Here is a 16,630-nt window from a genome sequence, read left to right on the forward strand (position 1 = left end):
CAGGAGTATGCGTCAATCCGCCAAATTAGGAAGTCGCCGGTTCATGATTGATTGCCCACCAGCGCGGCAGTAATTGCCTGATCCGGCTTTCGGCAAACCGATCATCGATCAGCATCACCACGCCGCGATCCTCGCGAGTGCGGATCACCCGGCCGGCGGCCTGCACGACTTTCTGCACGCCGGGAAACAGGTAGGTGTAGTCATAACCGGCGCCGAAGATCGCGGCCATGCGCCGCTTCAATTGTTCGTTGACCGGGTTGAGTTGCGCCAGGCCAAGGGTGGCGATGAACGCGCCGATCAAGCGTGCGCCCGGCAAATCGATGCCTTCACCGAAAGCGCCGCCCAGCACGGCAAAACCGACCCCTTGGCTGTGCGCCGTGAATTGCTCCAGAAAGGCCCGCCGCGCGTCTTCCGCCATGCCCCGCGATTGCTGCCACAGGGTGATGTGCGGATAACGCTCGGCGAGCAAGGTCGCGACTTGTTGCAGGTAATCGAAGCTGCTGAAAAACGCGAGATAGTTGCCCGGACGCTCGCTGAACTGTCGGGCGATCAGTTCGACAATCGGTTCGAGCGAGGCCTGGCGATGGTTGAACCGGGTCGAGATGCGGCTGACGATGTGCACCTGCAATTGTTCGGCACTGAAGGGCGACTCGACATCGATCCACACGGTGCCGGCCGGCGTGCCGAGCAGGTCGGCGTAATAATTGCGCGGGCTCAGGGTCGCGGAAAACAGTACAGCGCTGCGCGCCGCTTTCAGCCGTGGACCGATAAACGCGGCCGGCACCACGTTGCGCAGACACAGTTGCGACAGCGCACGTTTGCGGTCGAGGTCGCGTTTGCTGATGTCGAACAGGTAATGCTCGTCGTACAGCTCGGCGACACGGCCAAATTGCAGCAAGTCGAAGTAGAAGTTCTGCAAGGCACCGTCGAGGCCTTGCGGGTGGTCGTTGAGGTAATCGCCAATCGCGGCGCAGCACAGCGAGATGGCTTGCAACAGTTTTTCCGGGGCTTTGTCGTAGGCCTGATACGCCGCCAGTTGCGGCGCGTGCAGCGCGTTCCATTCACGATTGACCCGTTGCAGTGACTTCTTCAAAGGTTCGGGCGCGGATTTGCGCACACCGCCCAGCGTGGCCTGATCCAGACTGGCGCTGTACATCTGCCGCCCGCGTTCCACCAGGTTGTGCGCCTCGTCCGCCAGCACGGCGACTTTCCACTGATTGAGCTGCGCCAGCCCGAACAGCAGCGCGCTGAAGTCGAAGTAATAGTTGTAATCGGCAATCACCACATCGGCCCAGCGGGCCATTTCCTGGCTGAGGTAATACGGGCACACCGCATGCTGGCTGGCCACTTCACGCATGGCGGCTTGATCGAGCAGGTTGATCCGGCTCGCCGCTTCGCGGGCGGCGGGCAATCGATCGTAGAAACCTTGAGCCAAGGGGCAGGATTCGCCATGACAAGCCTTGTCCGGGTGCTCGCAGGCTTTGTCACGGGCGACCATTTCCAATACGCGCAGCGGTAACGTTTCAGATTGATCGAACAACACCTGACTGGCATCCAGCGCCAGTTTGCGTCCCGGGGTCTTGGCGGTGAGGAAGAACACTTTGTCCAGTTGCTGCGGCGCCAACGCCTTGAGCATCGGGAACAGCGTGCCGAGGGTTTTACCAATGCCGGTCGGCGCCTGCGCCATCAGGCAGCGGCCGGTGCTGACTGCCTTGAACACCGACTCGGCGAGATGACGCTGCCCGGGGCGAAAGTCCGAGTGCGGAAACGCCAGTTTCTGCGCCGCCTGATTGCGCGCCTCGCGATGGGCCATTTCCTGTTGCGCCCACTGCAGAAACAAGCCGCACTGCTGTTCGAAAAAAACCTGTAAAGCCTCGGCGCTGAACGCCTCGACCAGACAGGTTTCCTTTTCGCTGACGATGTCGAAATACACCAGCGCCAGATTGATCTGCGCCAGTTCGAGCTTGCGGCACATCAGCCAGCCGTAGATCTTCGCCTGTGCCCAATGCAACTGGCGATGATTGGCCGGTTGTTTGCTCAGGTCGCCACGGTAGGTTTTGACTTCTTCCAGGCAGTTCTGCGCCGGGTCGTAGCCATCCGCCCTGCCCTTGACTTTCAATTGCAGAAACTTGCCTTCCAGCGCCACTTCACTTTGATACTGCTCGCTGCGCCGCGAAGCGACCGTGCGGTGGCCGGCAATGCCTTCCAGCGCCGTGGGCGACGGCGTGAAGCGCAGGTCGAGGTCGCCGGTCTTGGCGGTGAACTCACACAGCGCGCGCACCGCAATGCTGTAGCTCAAGCGCTCTGCTCCGCCCATTGCACGTAACACACGGCCACCGGCATCTGGTGCTCGTGGCAGAACTCGAGCCAGCGCAGTTGATTGTCCTGCAAACGGTCGCCGGGGCCTTTGACTTCGATCATTCGGTAGGTTTTGTGCTGCGGCCAGAACTGGATCAGGTCGGGCATGCCGGCGCGGTTGGCCTTGATGTCGAGCAGCAAACGGCTGAACCAGTGTTTGAGGTGTTCGGCCGGCAGACAGGCCAGAGCCTGATCAAGCAGTTGTTCGTTGAGTGCGCCCCAAAAGACAAAGGGCGACTGAATCCCCCATTTGGCTGCGAAGCGTTGGCGAATGGTCGAAAGGTAACGGCCATCGTCGAGTTCCGCCAGGCAGTTCTGGAACAGTTCGGCCCGGCGTTGCTGGAAATCTTCATTGAGCAAATCCACCGGCCCGCGCTGGAACGGGTGAAAAAACGCCCCGGGCAACGGCGCGAAAATCGCCGGCCAGCACAACAATCCGAACAATGAATTGATCAGGCTGTTTTCCACGTAATGCACGGGGCCTTCGTCATCGTGCAGATGCGCTTGCACGTAATACTCCACCGACAGCGCCGGATCGGTGCGCGGCAAATGCAGATCCAGACGTTCGACCGGTCTGGCCACCGCTCGCTTTAGCGGCGGGCCACCGAGTTTGCGCCGAAGCCGCGGCAATAGGCGTTGCAGGCCTTGCTGCTCGGCGGCACTTTCCGGCGTTTGTTCGGCCAGTGCGCCCAGTTCCAGCGCCAAGCTGTATTCGCTGCAGCGTTCCAGTACGCGGATCATGCGCAACCGCGCGCCCGGATAGGCGCAGTCGCGGTAAATGCTCAGGGCCAGGGCAAACTCGGCGATGCGCTCGCAATACTGGCCGATCTGGAACAACACCTTGCCGCGTCGACGTTGCAGCCAGGGGTTGTCGAAATGCAGTGCGCTGACCTGCTCGGCAATCTCTTGCAACGGTTCGCCGGCCTCGAAACGCAGTTGGCAGTTGTGCAGAAACACACAGGCGTCGACGTCGGCACGGCTGCGCAGGCCGCGAGAGTCGGCGCAGAATTCGACTTTTTCGTACGTAAAGATACCGAGATCCGCCAGCACGAACTCGGACCAGTCCTGATAGAGGTTGCCGAAGAACATCAGACGCAGGCGGTCGCACAGGTCCATGATGGTCAGGCTGAACAGCCGTTCATTCAGCGCCGGCGCCCAGTCGCGCAGGTTGCGGGTTTCATTGAACTGCTCGGTCAGGGCCGGCAGCCACTCGTCCTTGCGACCCCTGGGTTGTTCGATGTGGGCGCTGAAGGCTTGAAGGATTTCGGCCTTGAGCAACACGTCGAAGAGCTCGACCAGCGAAAGCGCTGCGTGTTCGTCGAGCCAGCCATGCTCCAGTAACGGCTGCGCGGCGAGGGCGATGTCGCCGATTTCCAGGTAATTGAGTTTGCTCGCACGAAAATGCACGCCCTTGCGCATGACCATCCGCACCAGCAACCCCTGCGAGGCCTTGGGCAAGGCGTTGAAGTCGCGGATGAACGCGTGTTCCGTTTCGCTCATCACGTCGGCATAACGAAGCTCAAGCCAATCAAGCACTTGCCGGAAGTTGTTGAGGTAATAGAACGGATCGTCGAGGGGATTGGCAGTCACGGGTATTCAGGGCCATGGCGAGCGAGTACTGGTTATGCGTACAGATACCAGCTCTGCCCTGCCCGGTGCAAACGGAAAAAGATCAATGGCGTTTTTTCATGGCACCATCGAACTTTTCCCCACTGGACGGCACCAACCGCCTAAGCAGGCCGATAACGGCCGGTATGACATGGAATGAGGAAATTAGAGGTGGCTATGAACATCAAGACTCTGGGCATCCCCGTCGTGGTAGCAGCCCTGTTGGCGTTGGGCGGCTGCTCGACACAGACCGTGGTCACGCTGCAGAACGGTACGCAATACCTGACCAAAGATATGCCGAAAACCAAAACCAAGGACGGTTTCTATGAGTTCGAGGATATTTCCGGCGCCAAAGTGAAAGTGCGCGCCGATGAAGTGGCAACCGTGCGCGAGGAAGACTGATCGCTGGAACGGAGCTGCCGGCGCGGCAGCTCCCGAGAGGGTTATTCCGGCAGCGTCATGCCCGGAATGCTGTTGTCGCAACTCATGTATTGCCCGCCACGTCTGGCCACTTCACCTTGCAGACGCTGGCAACGCTCCAGATCCTGCTGCGCCATGCGGTCAATGCTCAGGTTGCCGGTGGTTTGCGGTTGTTTACCGTCGCCCAGGCGAATCGTCACGAACGGCTGTTCAGGCTGGATCTGAAAACGGCTTTTCTCTTCGACCGGCTCTGCCGTCTCGGTCTTGACCGGGCCTGGCAATTGATCGGTGGTGATGCCGTATCGGCTCAGAATCGAACTTTGAGGCAGATCGGCACAGGCATTGGCCGCACACAGCGCCAAACCTACGATGGCGACATACCCCTTGAAACCTTTCACGTTTGGATCTCCTCTACTCGATGGCGGCTAGCTATAGAACGTGTGCGCACGTGCTGGCTTTAGGCCGCTTTTCCTGTTTGCACAGGGTTGGAGTCGGAGAGTGGCTTGTGAGTCACTTTTAATACCGCGTTATCGTTCTTCGGGAGCAAGCCCCCTCCCACAGGTTGACCGGAAGGCATGCGATCAAACTGTGGGAGGGGGCTTGCTCCCGAAGAGACCCTTACAGGCACCACCACAACATCAGGCGATCACAATTCCATCGCCACTCAAACTCCCCAGCGAAACGCCAACCAATGTCACCGAATCGCCGCCGATCTTCAGCACGGTATCCTGCCCGGCTGCCGAGGCATGCGCTCGGAAGTCATCGCCAGGCAACACACCCTGCACGCCGAGAAACACCAGTTTGTCGTTGGACGTGAATCCCACCACCCGATCCTGGCCGAACGCGCCGTTGAACAGGAACGTATCCGCCCCGCCCCCGGACTCCATCAGATCGTTACCGGCGCCGCCAACAAACACATCGTTGCCCGCCCCGCCGATCAGATGATCGTTGCCGTCGAGGCCGAACAACCAGTCGCCGCCGGCATGCGCCTTGAGCGTGTCGGCGCCGTTGCTGCCCTTCACGCTCGACTCGTAGGCGGTCAGGTTGTTGCCGACCTTCAAGCCACTGGCCGTGACGCTGTGGGTCACGTCGTCCTTGAACAGACCCCAGAGGAAGCCCGGCTCTTTGGTGACGATGGCGCCGATGTCGCGGGTGATGCTGATCCCGCCGTTGGCATCGCGAATGTACAGATTGCCGGCGCCGTCGTTGGCGAAGTCGAAGGTATTCACTGACTTCTGCAAGTCCAGCGTATTGCTGCCCTGCCCGCCCAGGATGATGTTGTAGCCGCCGCTGTCGCGGAACGTGTCGTTGCCGGCGCGACCTTCCAGATAGTCATTGCCGCTGCCGCCCTGTATCAGGTCGCTGGCGTCGCTGCCGATGATGAAGGTGCTGCCCTTGTGGGTTTCGGCGTTGCGGTTGAGATCCTGCACCCAGGTGTTGGCCCGCGCTGGATCCGACAGGTTGGCGACGATGATCGTCGAGTCCTTGCTGGTCAGGTCGTAGAACTTCGACTCGATCACCCGGTTCATGCCGTCGCCGTAAGCGGTTGGCAAGTGCGAGATCCAGGTCGGAATGTTGAGGATGGAGAACGGCAGCAGATTCCACGCCGTCGAGGCGTAGTGATCGTTGAAGCTGACGATGTTGTCGGTGGCCGATTCCTTCGGCGCGTCGTGCACGCCAATCGAGGCGCCGGTGAAATTCGAACCGTCGAGGGCGCGGAACACCGGGTCGTTCTCGTAGCCGACGTTGAGCACTTTGTCGGTGCTGCTCTGGGTCGGCGAGGCATAGGCGATGTAGTTGGAGTCGGCGAAGAACCCGCCCCACTTGCCGCCGCTCAAATCCGCCATGCTGTTGACCGCCAGCCCGCCGAGGCTGTGGCCGCTGACCAGCACGTCCTTGCCGCTGAGGCCATTGGCCTTGGCAAAGGCGACCACGTCATTGAGCAGGTTGCCGAACGCTTCGCCGACGTAGTTCTTGGCGTAATCCTTGGGGCCGAACGCGGCGAGCAAGTCGTTGATCACGTCGCCGATGGAATCAAGGATCAGGTTCTCGCGCGGGCCGCTGGTGCCGCGAAAGGCGATGCCGATTTCTGTGAGATGGCCCTGGGCGTCGTACTTGCCGAGAATCTCGACCTGCGCTGTCGAGTAACCGGCCTTCTCGCCAAAGAAGGTTCCGCGTGCGTCGGTCTTGCCGTCGTAGCCCAGTTGCGAGGCCGTGATCGGCGTCCAGCCGGCCTTTTTCACGGCTTCGAGGGCGAGTTTTTCCGAATCGGGATTCCATGGAATGCCGGGGATGACGCCTTGGGAGTCGGTCCCCCCGAGCAACGCCGTGACCAGCGTCGCCGGCAGGCCAAGGCCAAAACCGTTGTGCTGATAACCGGCGGCAAAACCGTTATCGAGGTTGTGGTAGGAATACAGCGTGATCGCCATGGCATCGCTGAACAACGCCTTGGAATCCGCCGTGCCGAAGTTTTTGTAGTCATACACACCCATTGCTATTGCCTCTCTTTTGTTGGAATTGTCAGAGATAGCTCACAGCCAGAGCGCCCCTCGCGAGACGCCCCGGAGCATTTCAGTACTACTTGTTGTTGCAAATTTCCCCCTGTGGGAGCGGGCTTGCTCGCGAAAGCGGTGTGTCAGCTACAGCAATGTTGACTGACGCGCTCCCTTCGCGAGCAAGCCCGCTCCCACATTGGATCTAAGCGAAGACGAAACTCGCGTCCGACAGGTTAGCCACACCAACCCCGACCAGCGTCACGGCAAAGTCGCCAACCTTCAGCACGGTATCGCCACCCGACTGCGAAGCATGTTGCTTGTAGTCGTAACCCTGCCCCGCGCCTTCGACGCCCATGAACACCAGTTTGTCGCTGCCCTGATAACCGTTGATGGCATCGAAACCGAACGCGCCGCTGAACAGGAAAGTGTTGTTGCCACCCACCGCCGTCATCACGTCGTTGCCGGCGCCACCGACGAAGGTCACGTGACCTTTGTCGCTGATCAGTTTGTCGTCGCCACCCAAGCCGAACAACCAGTCACCGTCGGCGCTGGCGTGCAACGCATTGCCGTAGCCATCGCCGCTCAGCGAATGGTTGTACTGGGTCAGTTCGTTGCCATTGGTCAAACCCTTGGCCGTGACGCCCCAGGTGATTTCCTTGCTGCCCCACCACGACCCCGACTCCTTGCTCACCAGTGCGCCGATGTCGCGGGTCATGCTGATGCCGCCGTAGGCGTCGCGCACGTACAGCGTGCCGTCACCGTCGTTGGCAAAACTGAAGTTCTGCAACGGTTTCTGCAGCTCGAAGGTGTTGTGGCCCTGACCACCGAGCAGGATGTTGAAACCACCGTCATCGCGGAAGCGGTCATCGCCGCCCAGGCCTTCGAGGAAGTCGTTGCCCGCCCCGCCCTTGAGCCAGTCGCTGCTTTGCGTGCCGATGATGAACGTGCTGCCGGTGTGCGGCTCGCCGCTGCGGCCAAGATCCTCGACCCAGGTCTTGCCCCGGGACGACTCTTCCAGATTGGAAACGATGATCGTCGAATCCTTATGGGTGAGGCCGTAGAACTTCGAATCGATCACCCGGTTCAAGCCATCGGCATAACCCAACGAACTGTGCGCCGACCAGTTCAGCGGATTGACGATGCTGAATGGCACGAGGTTCTGCGCGGTGGACGCATAGTTGTCGTTGAAGTTGACGATGTTGTCGGTGGTCGAATCGTGGGGTTTGTCGTGCTTGCCCATCGAGGCCGTGCTGAACGTGGTGCCGTCGAGCACGCGGAACACCGGATCGTTCTCGTATCCGATGTTCAGTACGTTGGTGCCGGTGCTGCTCTGGGTCGGCGAGGCAAAGGACACGTAGTTGGCGTCCTTGAAGAACCCGCCCCAGTTGCTCGCACTCAGTTCAGCCACGCTGTTGACCCCTAGCCCGCCGAGGCTGTGGCCGCTGATCAGGACGTCCTTGGCCGCGATGCCGTGAGCGATGGAGAACGCCGCGACAGCCTTGAGCAGATTGTCGAAGGCGTTTTTCGCATATTGAGTGGCGTAATCCGACGGCCCGATGGCCGCGAGCAAATTGTTCTTCATGTCGCCGAAGGTGTCGCTGTAACCCAGCCCGCCAGTGCCACGAAAGGCAACGCCAATCCCGATCAACTTGCCGGCAGCGTCGTACTTGCCCAGCACTTCAGCTTCGGCACTGGTAAAGCCGTCCTTCTCGCCGAAGAACGTGCCCTGCGCGCCGACCTTGCCCTGGTAACCCAGCGCCGTCGCACTGACCGGCTTCCACCCGGTGCCCGGCAAGGCTTGCCCGGTCGGCGTGTAGGCATACAGCGTCAGGGCGATGGCGTCGCTGTACAACGCTTTGCCATCGGCATTTTTGTAATCGAACAGTCCCATGTTGTGCTCTCTCTTCCTTCAAATCCGTGCAGGCAGTCCCTTCCGGAACTGCCTGCACACGCCTTTAGAACTGCCAGTCGAGGGTCAGACCCACACCGTGATCCTTCTCGTTCGAACCGATCAGCCCGTTATAATCGAGGTTCACCCGCACATCGCGGTTGAGCGCCAGCCCGGCGCGTACGCCAACCAGCGCCGCATCGCGATCCATCGACACGCTCTGCACGTTGAACGCGCTGTTGCCGTTGGCGAACGCAAGATGACTGTCGGCATCGACGTTGCTCAGGTTGTGCTGCCAGCCCAGCGTTGCGCCCAGTTCCAGTTGATGCTGATCGGACAGGGCGAACGTACGCTTGGCCCGTACGCCGAGGGTCGACAGCACCACATCACGGTTGTCTTCCCCGCCCTTGAGCGCGGCGGCATCCCCCTTCTCGGTGAAGCTTTCGGTGTTCAAGTGCACGTACGACAGATTGGCGAACGGTTCCAGATTCATTGGCTGCAAACCCAGATCGTAAGCCGCTTCGGTGAAGACCTGAGTCGTCGCTGCATCGTGTTTGGTCTTTTGTTTGCTGCTGATGTCCCCGATTTGCAGGTCACGCTTCACATCCACGCGATGCCAGCTGTACGCCGCACCGGCGGTCAGGCGCAGTGCATCGACCTGATGCCCCAGATACGCACCCAAGTGGTAGCTGTCGACCGACGCCGACGAATGCGTGCCGCTGCCCATGCTCAACGAGCTGTCGCTATAACCGGTAACGAAACCCAGGCGCGTATCTTCAGCAATCAGCCCATCGACACCGGCCAGCAAGCCGCCGATCGAACTGGTGGAGTCCGCGTATTTATGGCCACCGTCGCTTGTGCCCCACGAACCCAGCACCTTGACCCAGACGTTGCTGCGGTCATCCGTCGGTGCAGCGGCGTCGAACAGATCACGCTCGCGCAGACGTTCGCCCACTGCTTCACGCAGATAACGGCTGTCGTTGATCAGCAGTGTGCCGATGGCCGGGTGAATTTCGCCGGACAACTGTTGGAATGCCTGCTGCGCCGACGCCGTGTCGGGCGACAGCAACAAGGTTTCGAACAGCGCATTGCCGGCACCCAGACGCTCGGCAGCAGCACCGACTGCGCGCTGGTTCGGCGTCAGGCCGACGCTGGCGAACGACGCGTCGTTGCGCCCCACCGCCAGTTGAATGCCGCTCGCCGAGTACGCCAGCGTGCCGCCGAGGAATGCGTAATCCGGCAGCACCTGACCGAAGCGCCCGTCTATGCCGCCCGCCGCTTGCAGGATGTTGTACTGGGTGCCGAGCAGGCTTTTGACTTCGCCGGTGGTGAGCAGCGTCGGGCTGTTTTCCAGCGACATGGTGACGGTCGCGCCCTCAATGACTGCCTTACCGGTGGCGATGATCTGGTCGCTGCTGGTGGGCGACAGCTCTACCGCGTAGGTCGAACCCGGTGCGAAGGTCACGTCGCCGGCCACGTTCATCGTGCCGATCGAATTGCCCGGTGCCACGGTGCCGCCCTTGCTCACCGACAGCGCGCCGATGTGGCCGTTGCCGCCGAGGATACCGCCGTCATTTACGGTGACCGCCGAAGCCAGCGAACCGTTGATGGCCAGCCGTCCCTGATTGACCAGGGTCGGGCCGCTGTAGGTGTTGTTGCCGGTCAGCACCAGGGTGCCGAGGCCTTGCTTGGTCAGGCCGCCGTGTCCGGAAATGTCGTTGCGCCAGGTGTCGAGGCCGCAGGTGATGTCGGTGCACACGCGCTCGGTCGGTTTGCCTTGATCGATGATCGCGCCGATGCCCGGCAGATCGGCGACGAACTGGCCGGCGCCGTAAGCCCCCTGAATACGAAACTCTTCAGGAATGTCCTGCTCGGTGACGAACATCGCCGGGCCGTCGATGCCCTTGCGTAAGTTGATCATGCCCCACCCGTACAAGGCGTCGACGCCCGGTGCGCCGAGGTCAGTCGCCGTGGTGCGCAACACGCTGGCGACCTGATCGCCGGACATGTACGGGAAGCGCTCCATCAGCACCGCCATGGAGCCGGCGACGTGCGGCGCAGCCATCGAGGTGCCGTTGTAATTCTTGTAGCCGGTGGTGAGGTTGTCGCCGTTTGTGCCTTCAATGATCGAGCTGTAGATTTTCGTCCCCGGCGCCGAGACGCAGAAGCTCGCGGTGTAACCGCAGCGCGAAGAGAACGTACTCATGATGTACCGATTGGCGCTGGCCTGATCCGGGTTCTGTTGCAACGCGGCGACAGTGATCCAGTTCGGCGCAATCTCCGGAACGAAATAACCGAGGCCGGCGATGGCGTCCGGGTTGTTCAGGTTGTAGTCGTTGCCGGCGGCGAAGATGGTGACGATGCCGCTGCGCGCTGCAGCGATTGCACCGTCGTAGGCGCCACCGGGTTTGGTGCCGAGCAGCGTGCGGATCTCGTTGAACTGCACTTGCGCGTCGTTGACGGTGAAGTGCGGGTACGCCGGGTTGCGGCCGCCGAGGTCGAAACGGTCAGTGATGCCGATGCCCCAGCTGTTGTTGATGATCCGCGCACCGCTGGCGATCAGCGCATCCCAACCGGCCTTGTACACTGCGCCGTCGTTACCGCGCACGATGCCGTCTTCCGGGCCCGGGTCGCCGTTGTCGGCGCTGATGATTTGCGCGCCGAACGCGACGCCGTGCATGGGCCCGCCGTCACGGCTGCCGGCGGCGATACCGCCGACGTGGGTGCCGTGGGCGCCAAGTTTGCCGTCGGAGCCGACCGAGGGCGAACCGTCATAGCGGAACGCATCCCCGGCTTTCACCGGGATGTACGGGTCGGTGTATTCGCGGATCCCGCTGGTGACCAGGGTGACGACTTTGTTGTTGCCGGAGAACTCCGGGTGCGCGGCGTACACCGGCTGATCGAAGATCCCCAGTTTCACGCCTTTGCCGGTGTAACCGGCCGCGTAAGCATGATCGGCACCGATGGCGCCCAGACCCCAGTCGGCCTGGAATTCAGCGCTGCGCCAACTTGACGGATCGCCCGTGCGACCGTTTTCCACGTAGGGCGCAGCGTGCGCCGTACCGATTGCACACAGCACCGCGAGCGTGAGCGTTTTGAGGGCAAAGCGACCACCCGTTTGCGCGGGGGTATTGTTGTTATTCATCCAGCGACCTTCCTTAGTGATGTTGCGAAAAATCCTGATCGTTCCCACGCTCCGCGTGGGAATACCTCTAGGGACGCTCTGCGTTCAGTGACGCGGAGCGTCACGGGCTGCGTTCCCACGCAGAGCGTGGGAACGATCAATCACAGGTATGTGAGCAGCCGTGAATCCGTGGTTCAGAACTGCCAGTTCAGGCTCAGCCCGACGCCGTGGCTCTTCTCGCGGCTGGCCAGTTGTCCGTTGTAATCAAGGTTCACCCGCACGTCTTTGCTCAGGGCCAGACTGGCCTGCACGCCGACCAGCGCGGCATCGCGCACCAGCGCTGAACTCTCAACGCTGTAAGGCGTGCCACCGCTGGCAAAGCGCAGGTGCTTCTCGGAGTCGATATCGCTCAAGCTGTGCAGCCAGCCGAGGTGGCCGCTGACGTCGAGGGTCTGCTGTGGCGACAGGTTGAACGTCTTGAGCGCCCGCACACCGAGCGTGCTCAGCACGGCATCGCGCTGATCGCCGGCGCTTTTCAGTGCCGCCGCGTTGCCCTTCTCGGTGAAGCCTTCAGTGTCCAGATGCACGTAGGTCAGATTGGCGAACGGCTCTAGCACAAGCGGTTGCAGGTGCAGTCGATAAGCCGCTTCGCCGAACACTTGAGTGGTCGCCGCATCGACCTTGGCTTTCTGTTTGCCACTGACGTTGGCGTATTGCAGATCGCGCTTCACATCGGCGCGGTGCCAGCTGTACGCCGCGCCAGTGCTCAGACGCCAGGCACCTATCTCGTGCCCGGCGTAAGCGCCGAGGTGGTAGCTGTCAACCTTGGCCGACGAGTGCGTGCCCGAGCCCATGCTCAATGAACTGTCGCTGTAACCGGTGACCAGACCGATGCGGGTCTGCTCATCCAGCGCGCCATCGATACCTGCGAGCAGACCGCCAATCGAGGTGCTGTAACCCGCCGTGTCGTGGCTTGAATCAGTCGAGCCCCAAGCGCCGAGAGCCTTGATCCAGCCGTTGTTCTTCGCCGCCGAAGCATCTTGCAGGCGCTCGCCCACGGCATCGCGCACCTGGCGGCTGTCGTTGATCAGCATCGAACCTAGAGCCGGGTAGATTTCCCCGCTGAGTTGCTGAAAGGCTTGTTGTGCCGAGGCGGCATCGGCCGACAACAGCAGGCTTTCGTACACCGCATTACCCGCACCGAGGCTCTCGACGGCAGCGGCCACCGAACGCTGATTCGGCGTCTGGCCGACGCTGGCGAAGGACGTCGCGTTACGTTCGATATCGAGCTGAATGCCATTGCCGGCGTAAGCGAGACTGCCACCGATAAACAGGTAATTCGGCACCACGGCGCCAAACTCGCCCTGAATGCCCCCAGTGGCTTGCAGGATGTTGTACTGGCGGCCAAGCAGACTCTGTGCTTCGGTCGTGCTCAGCAACGTCGGGCTGTTTTCCAGCGACAGGCTGACGGTGGCACCGCTGACCGTGGCGGTGCCGCCGGCGACGATTTGGTCACTGCCAGTCGGCGACAACTCCACGGCGTAGGTCGACCCCGGCGCGAAGGTGACGTCGCCCGCCACATTCAGCGTACCGATCGAATTGCCCGGTGCGACGCGACCGCCGCTGTTGACGGTCAATGCGGCGATGTGACCGGAACCGCCTAGGGTGCCGTTGTCGTTCACGGTCACCGCTGACGCCAGCAAACCATTGACGCTCAGCAGACCGCCATTGACGGTGGTCGGGCCGCGAAACGTGTTGTCACCGGTAAGGTACAGGCGCCCGGCGCCAGACTTGATCAGGCTGCCCTGATAAACCCGCGTCGCCGCTGCCGCATCACGCGCCATACCGATGGCGTAATCCGTCTGATCCTGTTGACTGGCGCCCGCTGGCACGCCGTTCTGCCAGCCTTTGTCCTGCAAGGTCTGCTGCCACGCCGTGTGTTCAGCGAGGTCTTCGTTCTGGCGCTGCAGCAGCGCCTTGTCGGAGATGTCATTGCTCCAGACATCGCTCTGCCCGGCCGCCAGATTCGCGTCAAACGCCCCGAGCAATTGCCCCGGCCCGCGCATCGCCCGATTCAGGTTGGCGACGCCCCAGCCGACCCGCTCGTTGGGCGCATCGGTCACCGAACCATCCAGTTGCGTGGCGGTGGTCAGCAGGGTTTCGAGCGCCTGCTGATTGCTCATGTACGGATAACGTTCCATCACCAGCGCCAACGCGCCGGTCGCGTGCGGCGCCGACATCGAAGTGCCAGACTTGATCGCATAACCGCCGCCGGGAATGGTGCTGTCGATCTTCGCTCCCGGCGTGGTGATGCACCAGTATTTGGCGAGTCCGCACTGGTTGTACTTCTGCTGATTGCTTTGATCGAGGCCCGACACCGCCAGCCAGTGACCTTCAAGATCCGGCTGAAAATACGGCAGCGCCGAGCGCACGCTGGCATTCGGGTAACCACTGTTGCCGGCGCTGAACACGTTGATCACACCGCGCCGCGACACGTCGGCAGCGGCGTCGAGCCAGGTGCCCTTATTCCAGTGCTGGGCGTAAGCGGCGTGCAGATCGGTCAGTGTGCGGTAACTGACATCTGGCGGCTGACTGCCCCAACTGTTGTTGATCGCCCGCACACCGGCATCGGCCAACGCGTCGTATACCGCTTTGAAGTAGCGCGGATCCGGGTTCGGCCCGAACAGGAAACCGTCGTTCTTGTTGGTGTTGCCGACGTAGATCTGCGCGTTATACGCCACGCCGTGCATGCCGGTGCCATCGCGGGAGGCGCCCATGGTGCCGACGACGTGCGTGCCGTGGGAGTCGTTGTTCGGGTTGAGGGTGCCGTCGACGCTGAACAGCGAACCGTCGACGTAGCTGCCGCTGGCGAGTACCGGGTGATAGCGATCCGTGGCGAACTCGGCATGGGCCGCATCGAATCCGGAATCGAGCGCGCCGATTTTCACCCCTTTGCCGGTGATGCCGGCGGCGTAGGCCTCATCGGCCTGCATCCGCGCAAGCCCCCAGTCGCGCTGAAATTCGGCGCTGCGCCAACTGGCGGGATCACCGGGTTTGCCGGTTTCCAGGGTTTGGGCCTGGGCCTGTGCGACAGAAACTGCGAGCAACAGCGTGCCGACCGAAATCGGCTTGATGCGTACGTCCATGTTCACCACTCACTTTTATTGTTCTATGCAGACTCTTCTGCAGTGTTGCCAAGAGCCCTCACCCCAGCCCTCTCCCAGAGGGAGAGGGAGCCGACCGCGGTGTCTTGCGTTTTACATCGACCTGAAATACCCGATCGATTATGGATTCGGTGCAGCACGTTCAGGTCGGTGAACCTATAAAACATCCCTCAATCAGTCCCCTCTCCCCCCGGGAGAGGGTTAGGGTGAGGGCTGTTGAGCCACCACAAACGCCTCATCCACCCGCGCCAGATCCTGTTCGTTCAATGTCCCGGCGTAGTAATGCAATTTGGTCCACGCCATCAGGTAGTCGTAGCGTGCCTGTGCCAGATCGCGGCGGGTGGTAAATAGTTGTTGCTCGGCATTTAACGCATCGAGGTTGGTGCGCTCGCCGCCGAGAATGCTTTGTCTGGTGGAAACCACCAGCGCTTCGGCCGAGCTCAAGGCCTTCTGATAGGCGCGCAATTTGCTGACCCCGGACAGGCAGGCACTGAACTGGCGACGCAGTTCGATCAGGGTTTCGCGGGTCTTGCCGTCAAGTTCGTACTCGGCCTGTTCCATGGTGCGGCTGGCCTGGCGCGTAGAGGCCGATACGCCGCCACCGGCATACAACGGCACGCTGACTTCAAAGCCAATGGTGTTGGTTTCGTAACGCTGGTTGTAGGTGTTGCCGCTTTCCGATTCGTTCTGGCGCATCGAGGCGTAAGCGTTGATTTTCGGCAGATGCCCGGCGCGATTGCGCTCCACTTCGTAACGCGCCACCTCCACCGCCTGGCGCTGCGAGGCCAGGTTGGGGTTATTGCTGATCGCCATTTCATGCCAGGTGTCGTAGTTGGCCGGCATCAGAGCAAACGTCTGGAAGTTCTGATCCAGCGGTGCCAGATCGCCGATATCGACGGCCGGCGCGCCGACCAGTGCGCCCAACTCACGCAGCGCGGCATCCTGCTCGTTGCGCGCCTCGATTTCTTCGGCGGTCGCCAGTTCATAGCGTGATTCGGCTTCGAGGATGTCGGTGCGCGTGCCCTCGCCCTGTTTGAACATGTGCTCGTTCTGCTGGAACTGTTGCTCGTAAGCCTTCTTCTTCGCTTGGGCGATGTCGATCTGATCCTGGGCAAACAAGGCTTTGGTGTAGTTGTCGAGCACCCGCACCAACAGTTCCTGGCTTTTGCCACGAAAGTTCTCATCGGCAAACAGCGATTGCGCCACGCCTTTGCGGTAGGCGGCGTAGGCCTCGTAGTCGAGCAACGGTTGTTGCACCGTCAGCGCCGAGCCGTAACTGCTGTAATTGCGGTCATCGGTGCGGTTGCGTGCGCGCTCGTCGAGTGAGGTGGCTTTCGATGAGTTGCGGCCCTTGTTGTAGGTGTAACCGACTCTGGGCAACAGCCCGGCGCGGCCAATCGCTCGGTTTTCCAGGCCGGCATCACGTTCCTTGATCGCGCCGAGGAACACCGGATCGTTGCGCAACGCTTGTTCGTAAATCTCGAACGGCCCCATCGCCGCCACTGCTGAGTGACTCGCGAGCAGGATCAATCCCGCTCCGAGCATGGAAAGCTTATTCATACAGCCGAACATC

The 16,630-nt window shown here is 61.4% G+C and carries 9 protein-coding genes; 1 reads left to right on the forward strand and 8 read right to left on the reverse strand.

The features are described from left to right. Positions 1 to 25 precede the first annotated feature (25 nt). Together F2P67_RS09025 and F2P67_RS09030 are read right to left on the reverse strand one after the other, a co-directional pair. Positions 26 to 2,299: an ATP-dependent DNA helicase gene (locus F2P67_RS09025; protein WP_166219564.1), complete on the reverse strand. Its 2,274-nt coding sequence runs from the start codon at positions 2,297 to 2,299 to the stop codon at positions 26 to 28. Then, the gene (locus F2P67_RS09030) at positions 2,296 to 3,948 is read right to left on the reverse strand and encodes a VRR-NUC domain-containing protein (protein WP_166219566.1); all 1,653 of its coding nucleotides are present in this window, start codon (positions 3,946 to 3,948) and stop codon (positions 2,296 to 2,298) included. The genes F2P67_RS09025 and F2P67_RS09030 overlap by 4 nt, the downstream gene beginning before the upstream one ends. A 195-nt stretch (positions 3,949 to 4,143) precedes the next feature. Here F2P67_RS09030 and F2P67_RS09035 point away from each other — a divergent pair, with 195 nt between their 5' ends. Next, positions 4,144 to 4,368: a YgdI/YgdR family lipoprotein gene (locus F2P67_RS09035; protein WP_166219568.1), complete on the forward strand. Its 225-nt coding sequence runs from the start codon at positions 4,144 to 4,146 to the stop codon at positions 4,366 to 4,368. A 41-nt stretch (positions 4,369 to 4,409) separates the two neighbouring features. Here the strand turns inward: F2P67_RS09035 and F2P67_RS09040 are convergent, their stop codons facing one another. The 6 genes from F2P67_RS09040 to F2P67_RS09065 all read right to left on the reverse strand — a co-directional run bounded on the left by F2P67_RS09040 (position 4,410) and on the right by F2P67_RS09065 (position 16,629). After that, positions 4,410 to 4,784 (reverse strand): hypothetical protein, encoded by a 375-nt coding sequence (locus F2P67_RS09040; protein ID WP_166219570.1) that lies wholly within the window; start codon positions 4,782 to 4,784, stop codon positions 4,410 to 4,412. A gap of 240 nt (positions 4,785 to 5,024) precedes the next feature. Beyond that, positions 5,025 to 6,878, reverse strand: coding sequence for a polyurethane esterase (locus tag F2P67_RS09045; RefSeq protein WP_166219572.1), 1,854 nt, complete (start codon positions 6,876 to 6,878; stop codon positions 5,025 to 5,027). A gap of 205 nt (positions 6,879 to 7,083) precedes the next feature. Continuing rightward, a complete protein-coding gene (locus tag F2P67_RS09050) occupies positions 7,084 to 8,772 on the reverse strand; it encodes a polyurethane esterase (protein ID WP_166219574.1) in 1,689 nt (562 codons plus the stop codon). A 64-nt stretch (positions 8,773 to 8,836) separates the two neighbouring features. Beyond that, positions 8,837 to 11,914 carry an autotransporter serine protease gene (locus F2P67_RS09055; RefSeq protein ID WP_166219576.1) on the reverse strand — a complete coding sequence of 1,026 codons (3,078 nt, stop codon included), beginning with the start codon at positions 11,912 to 11,914 and terminating at the stop codon, positions 8,837 to 8,839. Positions 11,915 to 12,087: 173 nt separating this feature from the next. Further along, entirely contained in the window at positions 12,088 to 15,039 is a 2,952-nt protein-coding gene (gene eprS / locus F2P67_RS09060) for an autotransporter serine peptidase EprS (protein ID WP_166219578.1), read from the reverse strand. Between the two features lie 219 nt (positions 15,040 to 15,258). Then, positions 15,259 to 16,629 carry a TolC family outer membrane protein gene (locus F2P67_RS09065; RefSeq protein ID WP_166219580.1) on the reverse strand — a complete coding sequence of 457 codons (1,371 nt, stop codon included), beginning with the start codon at positions 16,627 to 16,629 and terminating at the stop codon, positions 15,259 to 15,261. Position 16,630: the final 1 nt, after the last annotated feature.

This window comes from Pseudomonas atagonensis, from assembly GCF_011369485.1.
Classification (GTDB): domain Bacteria; phylum Pseudomonadota; class Gammaproteobacteria; order Pseudomonadales; family Pseudomonadaceae; genus Aquipseudomonas; species Aquipseudomonas atagonensis.

Bases quoted from the DNA above. Each gene is read 5' to 3' on its own strand.
- eprS (WP_166219578.1), bottom strand. From the start codon at position 15,039: ATGGACGTACGCATCAAGCCGATTTCGGTCGGCACGCTGTTGCTCGCA.
- F2P67_RS09035 (WP_166219568.1), top strand. From the start codon at position 4,144: ATGAACATCAAGACTCTGGGCATCCCCGTCGTGGTAGCAGCCCTGTTG.
- F2P67_RS09050 (WP_166219574.1), bottom strand. From the start codon at position 8,772: ATGGGACTGTTCGATTACAAAAATGCCGATGGCAAAGCGTTGTACAGC.
- F2P67_RS09055 (WP_166219576.1), bottom strand. From the start codon at position 11,914: ATGAATAACAACAATACCCCCGCGCAAACGGGTGGTCGCTTTGCCCTC.
- F2P67_RS09065 (WP_166219580.1), bottom strand. From the start codon at position 16,629: ATGTTCGGCTGTATGAATAAGCTTTCCATGCTCGGAGCGGGATTGATC.
- F2P67_RS09045 (WP_166219572.1), bottom strand. From the start codon at position 6,878: ATGGGTGTGTATGACTACAAAAACTTCGGCACGGCGGATTCCAAGGCG.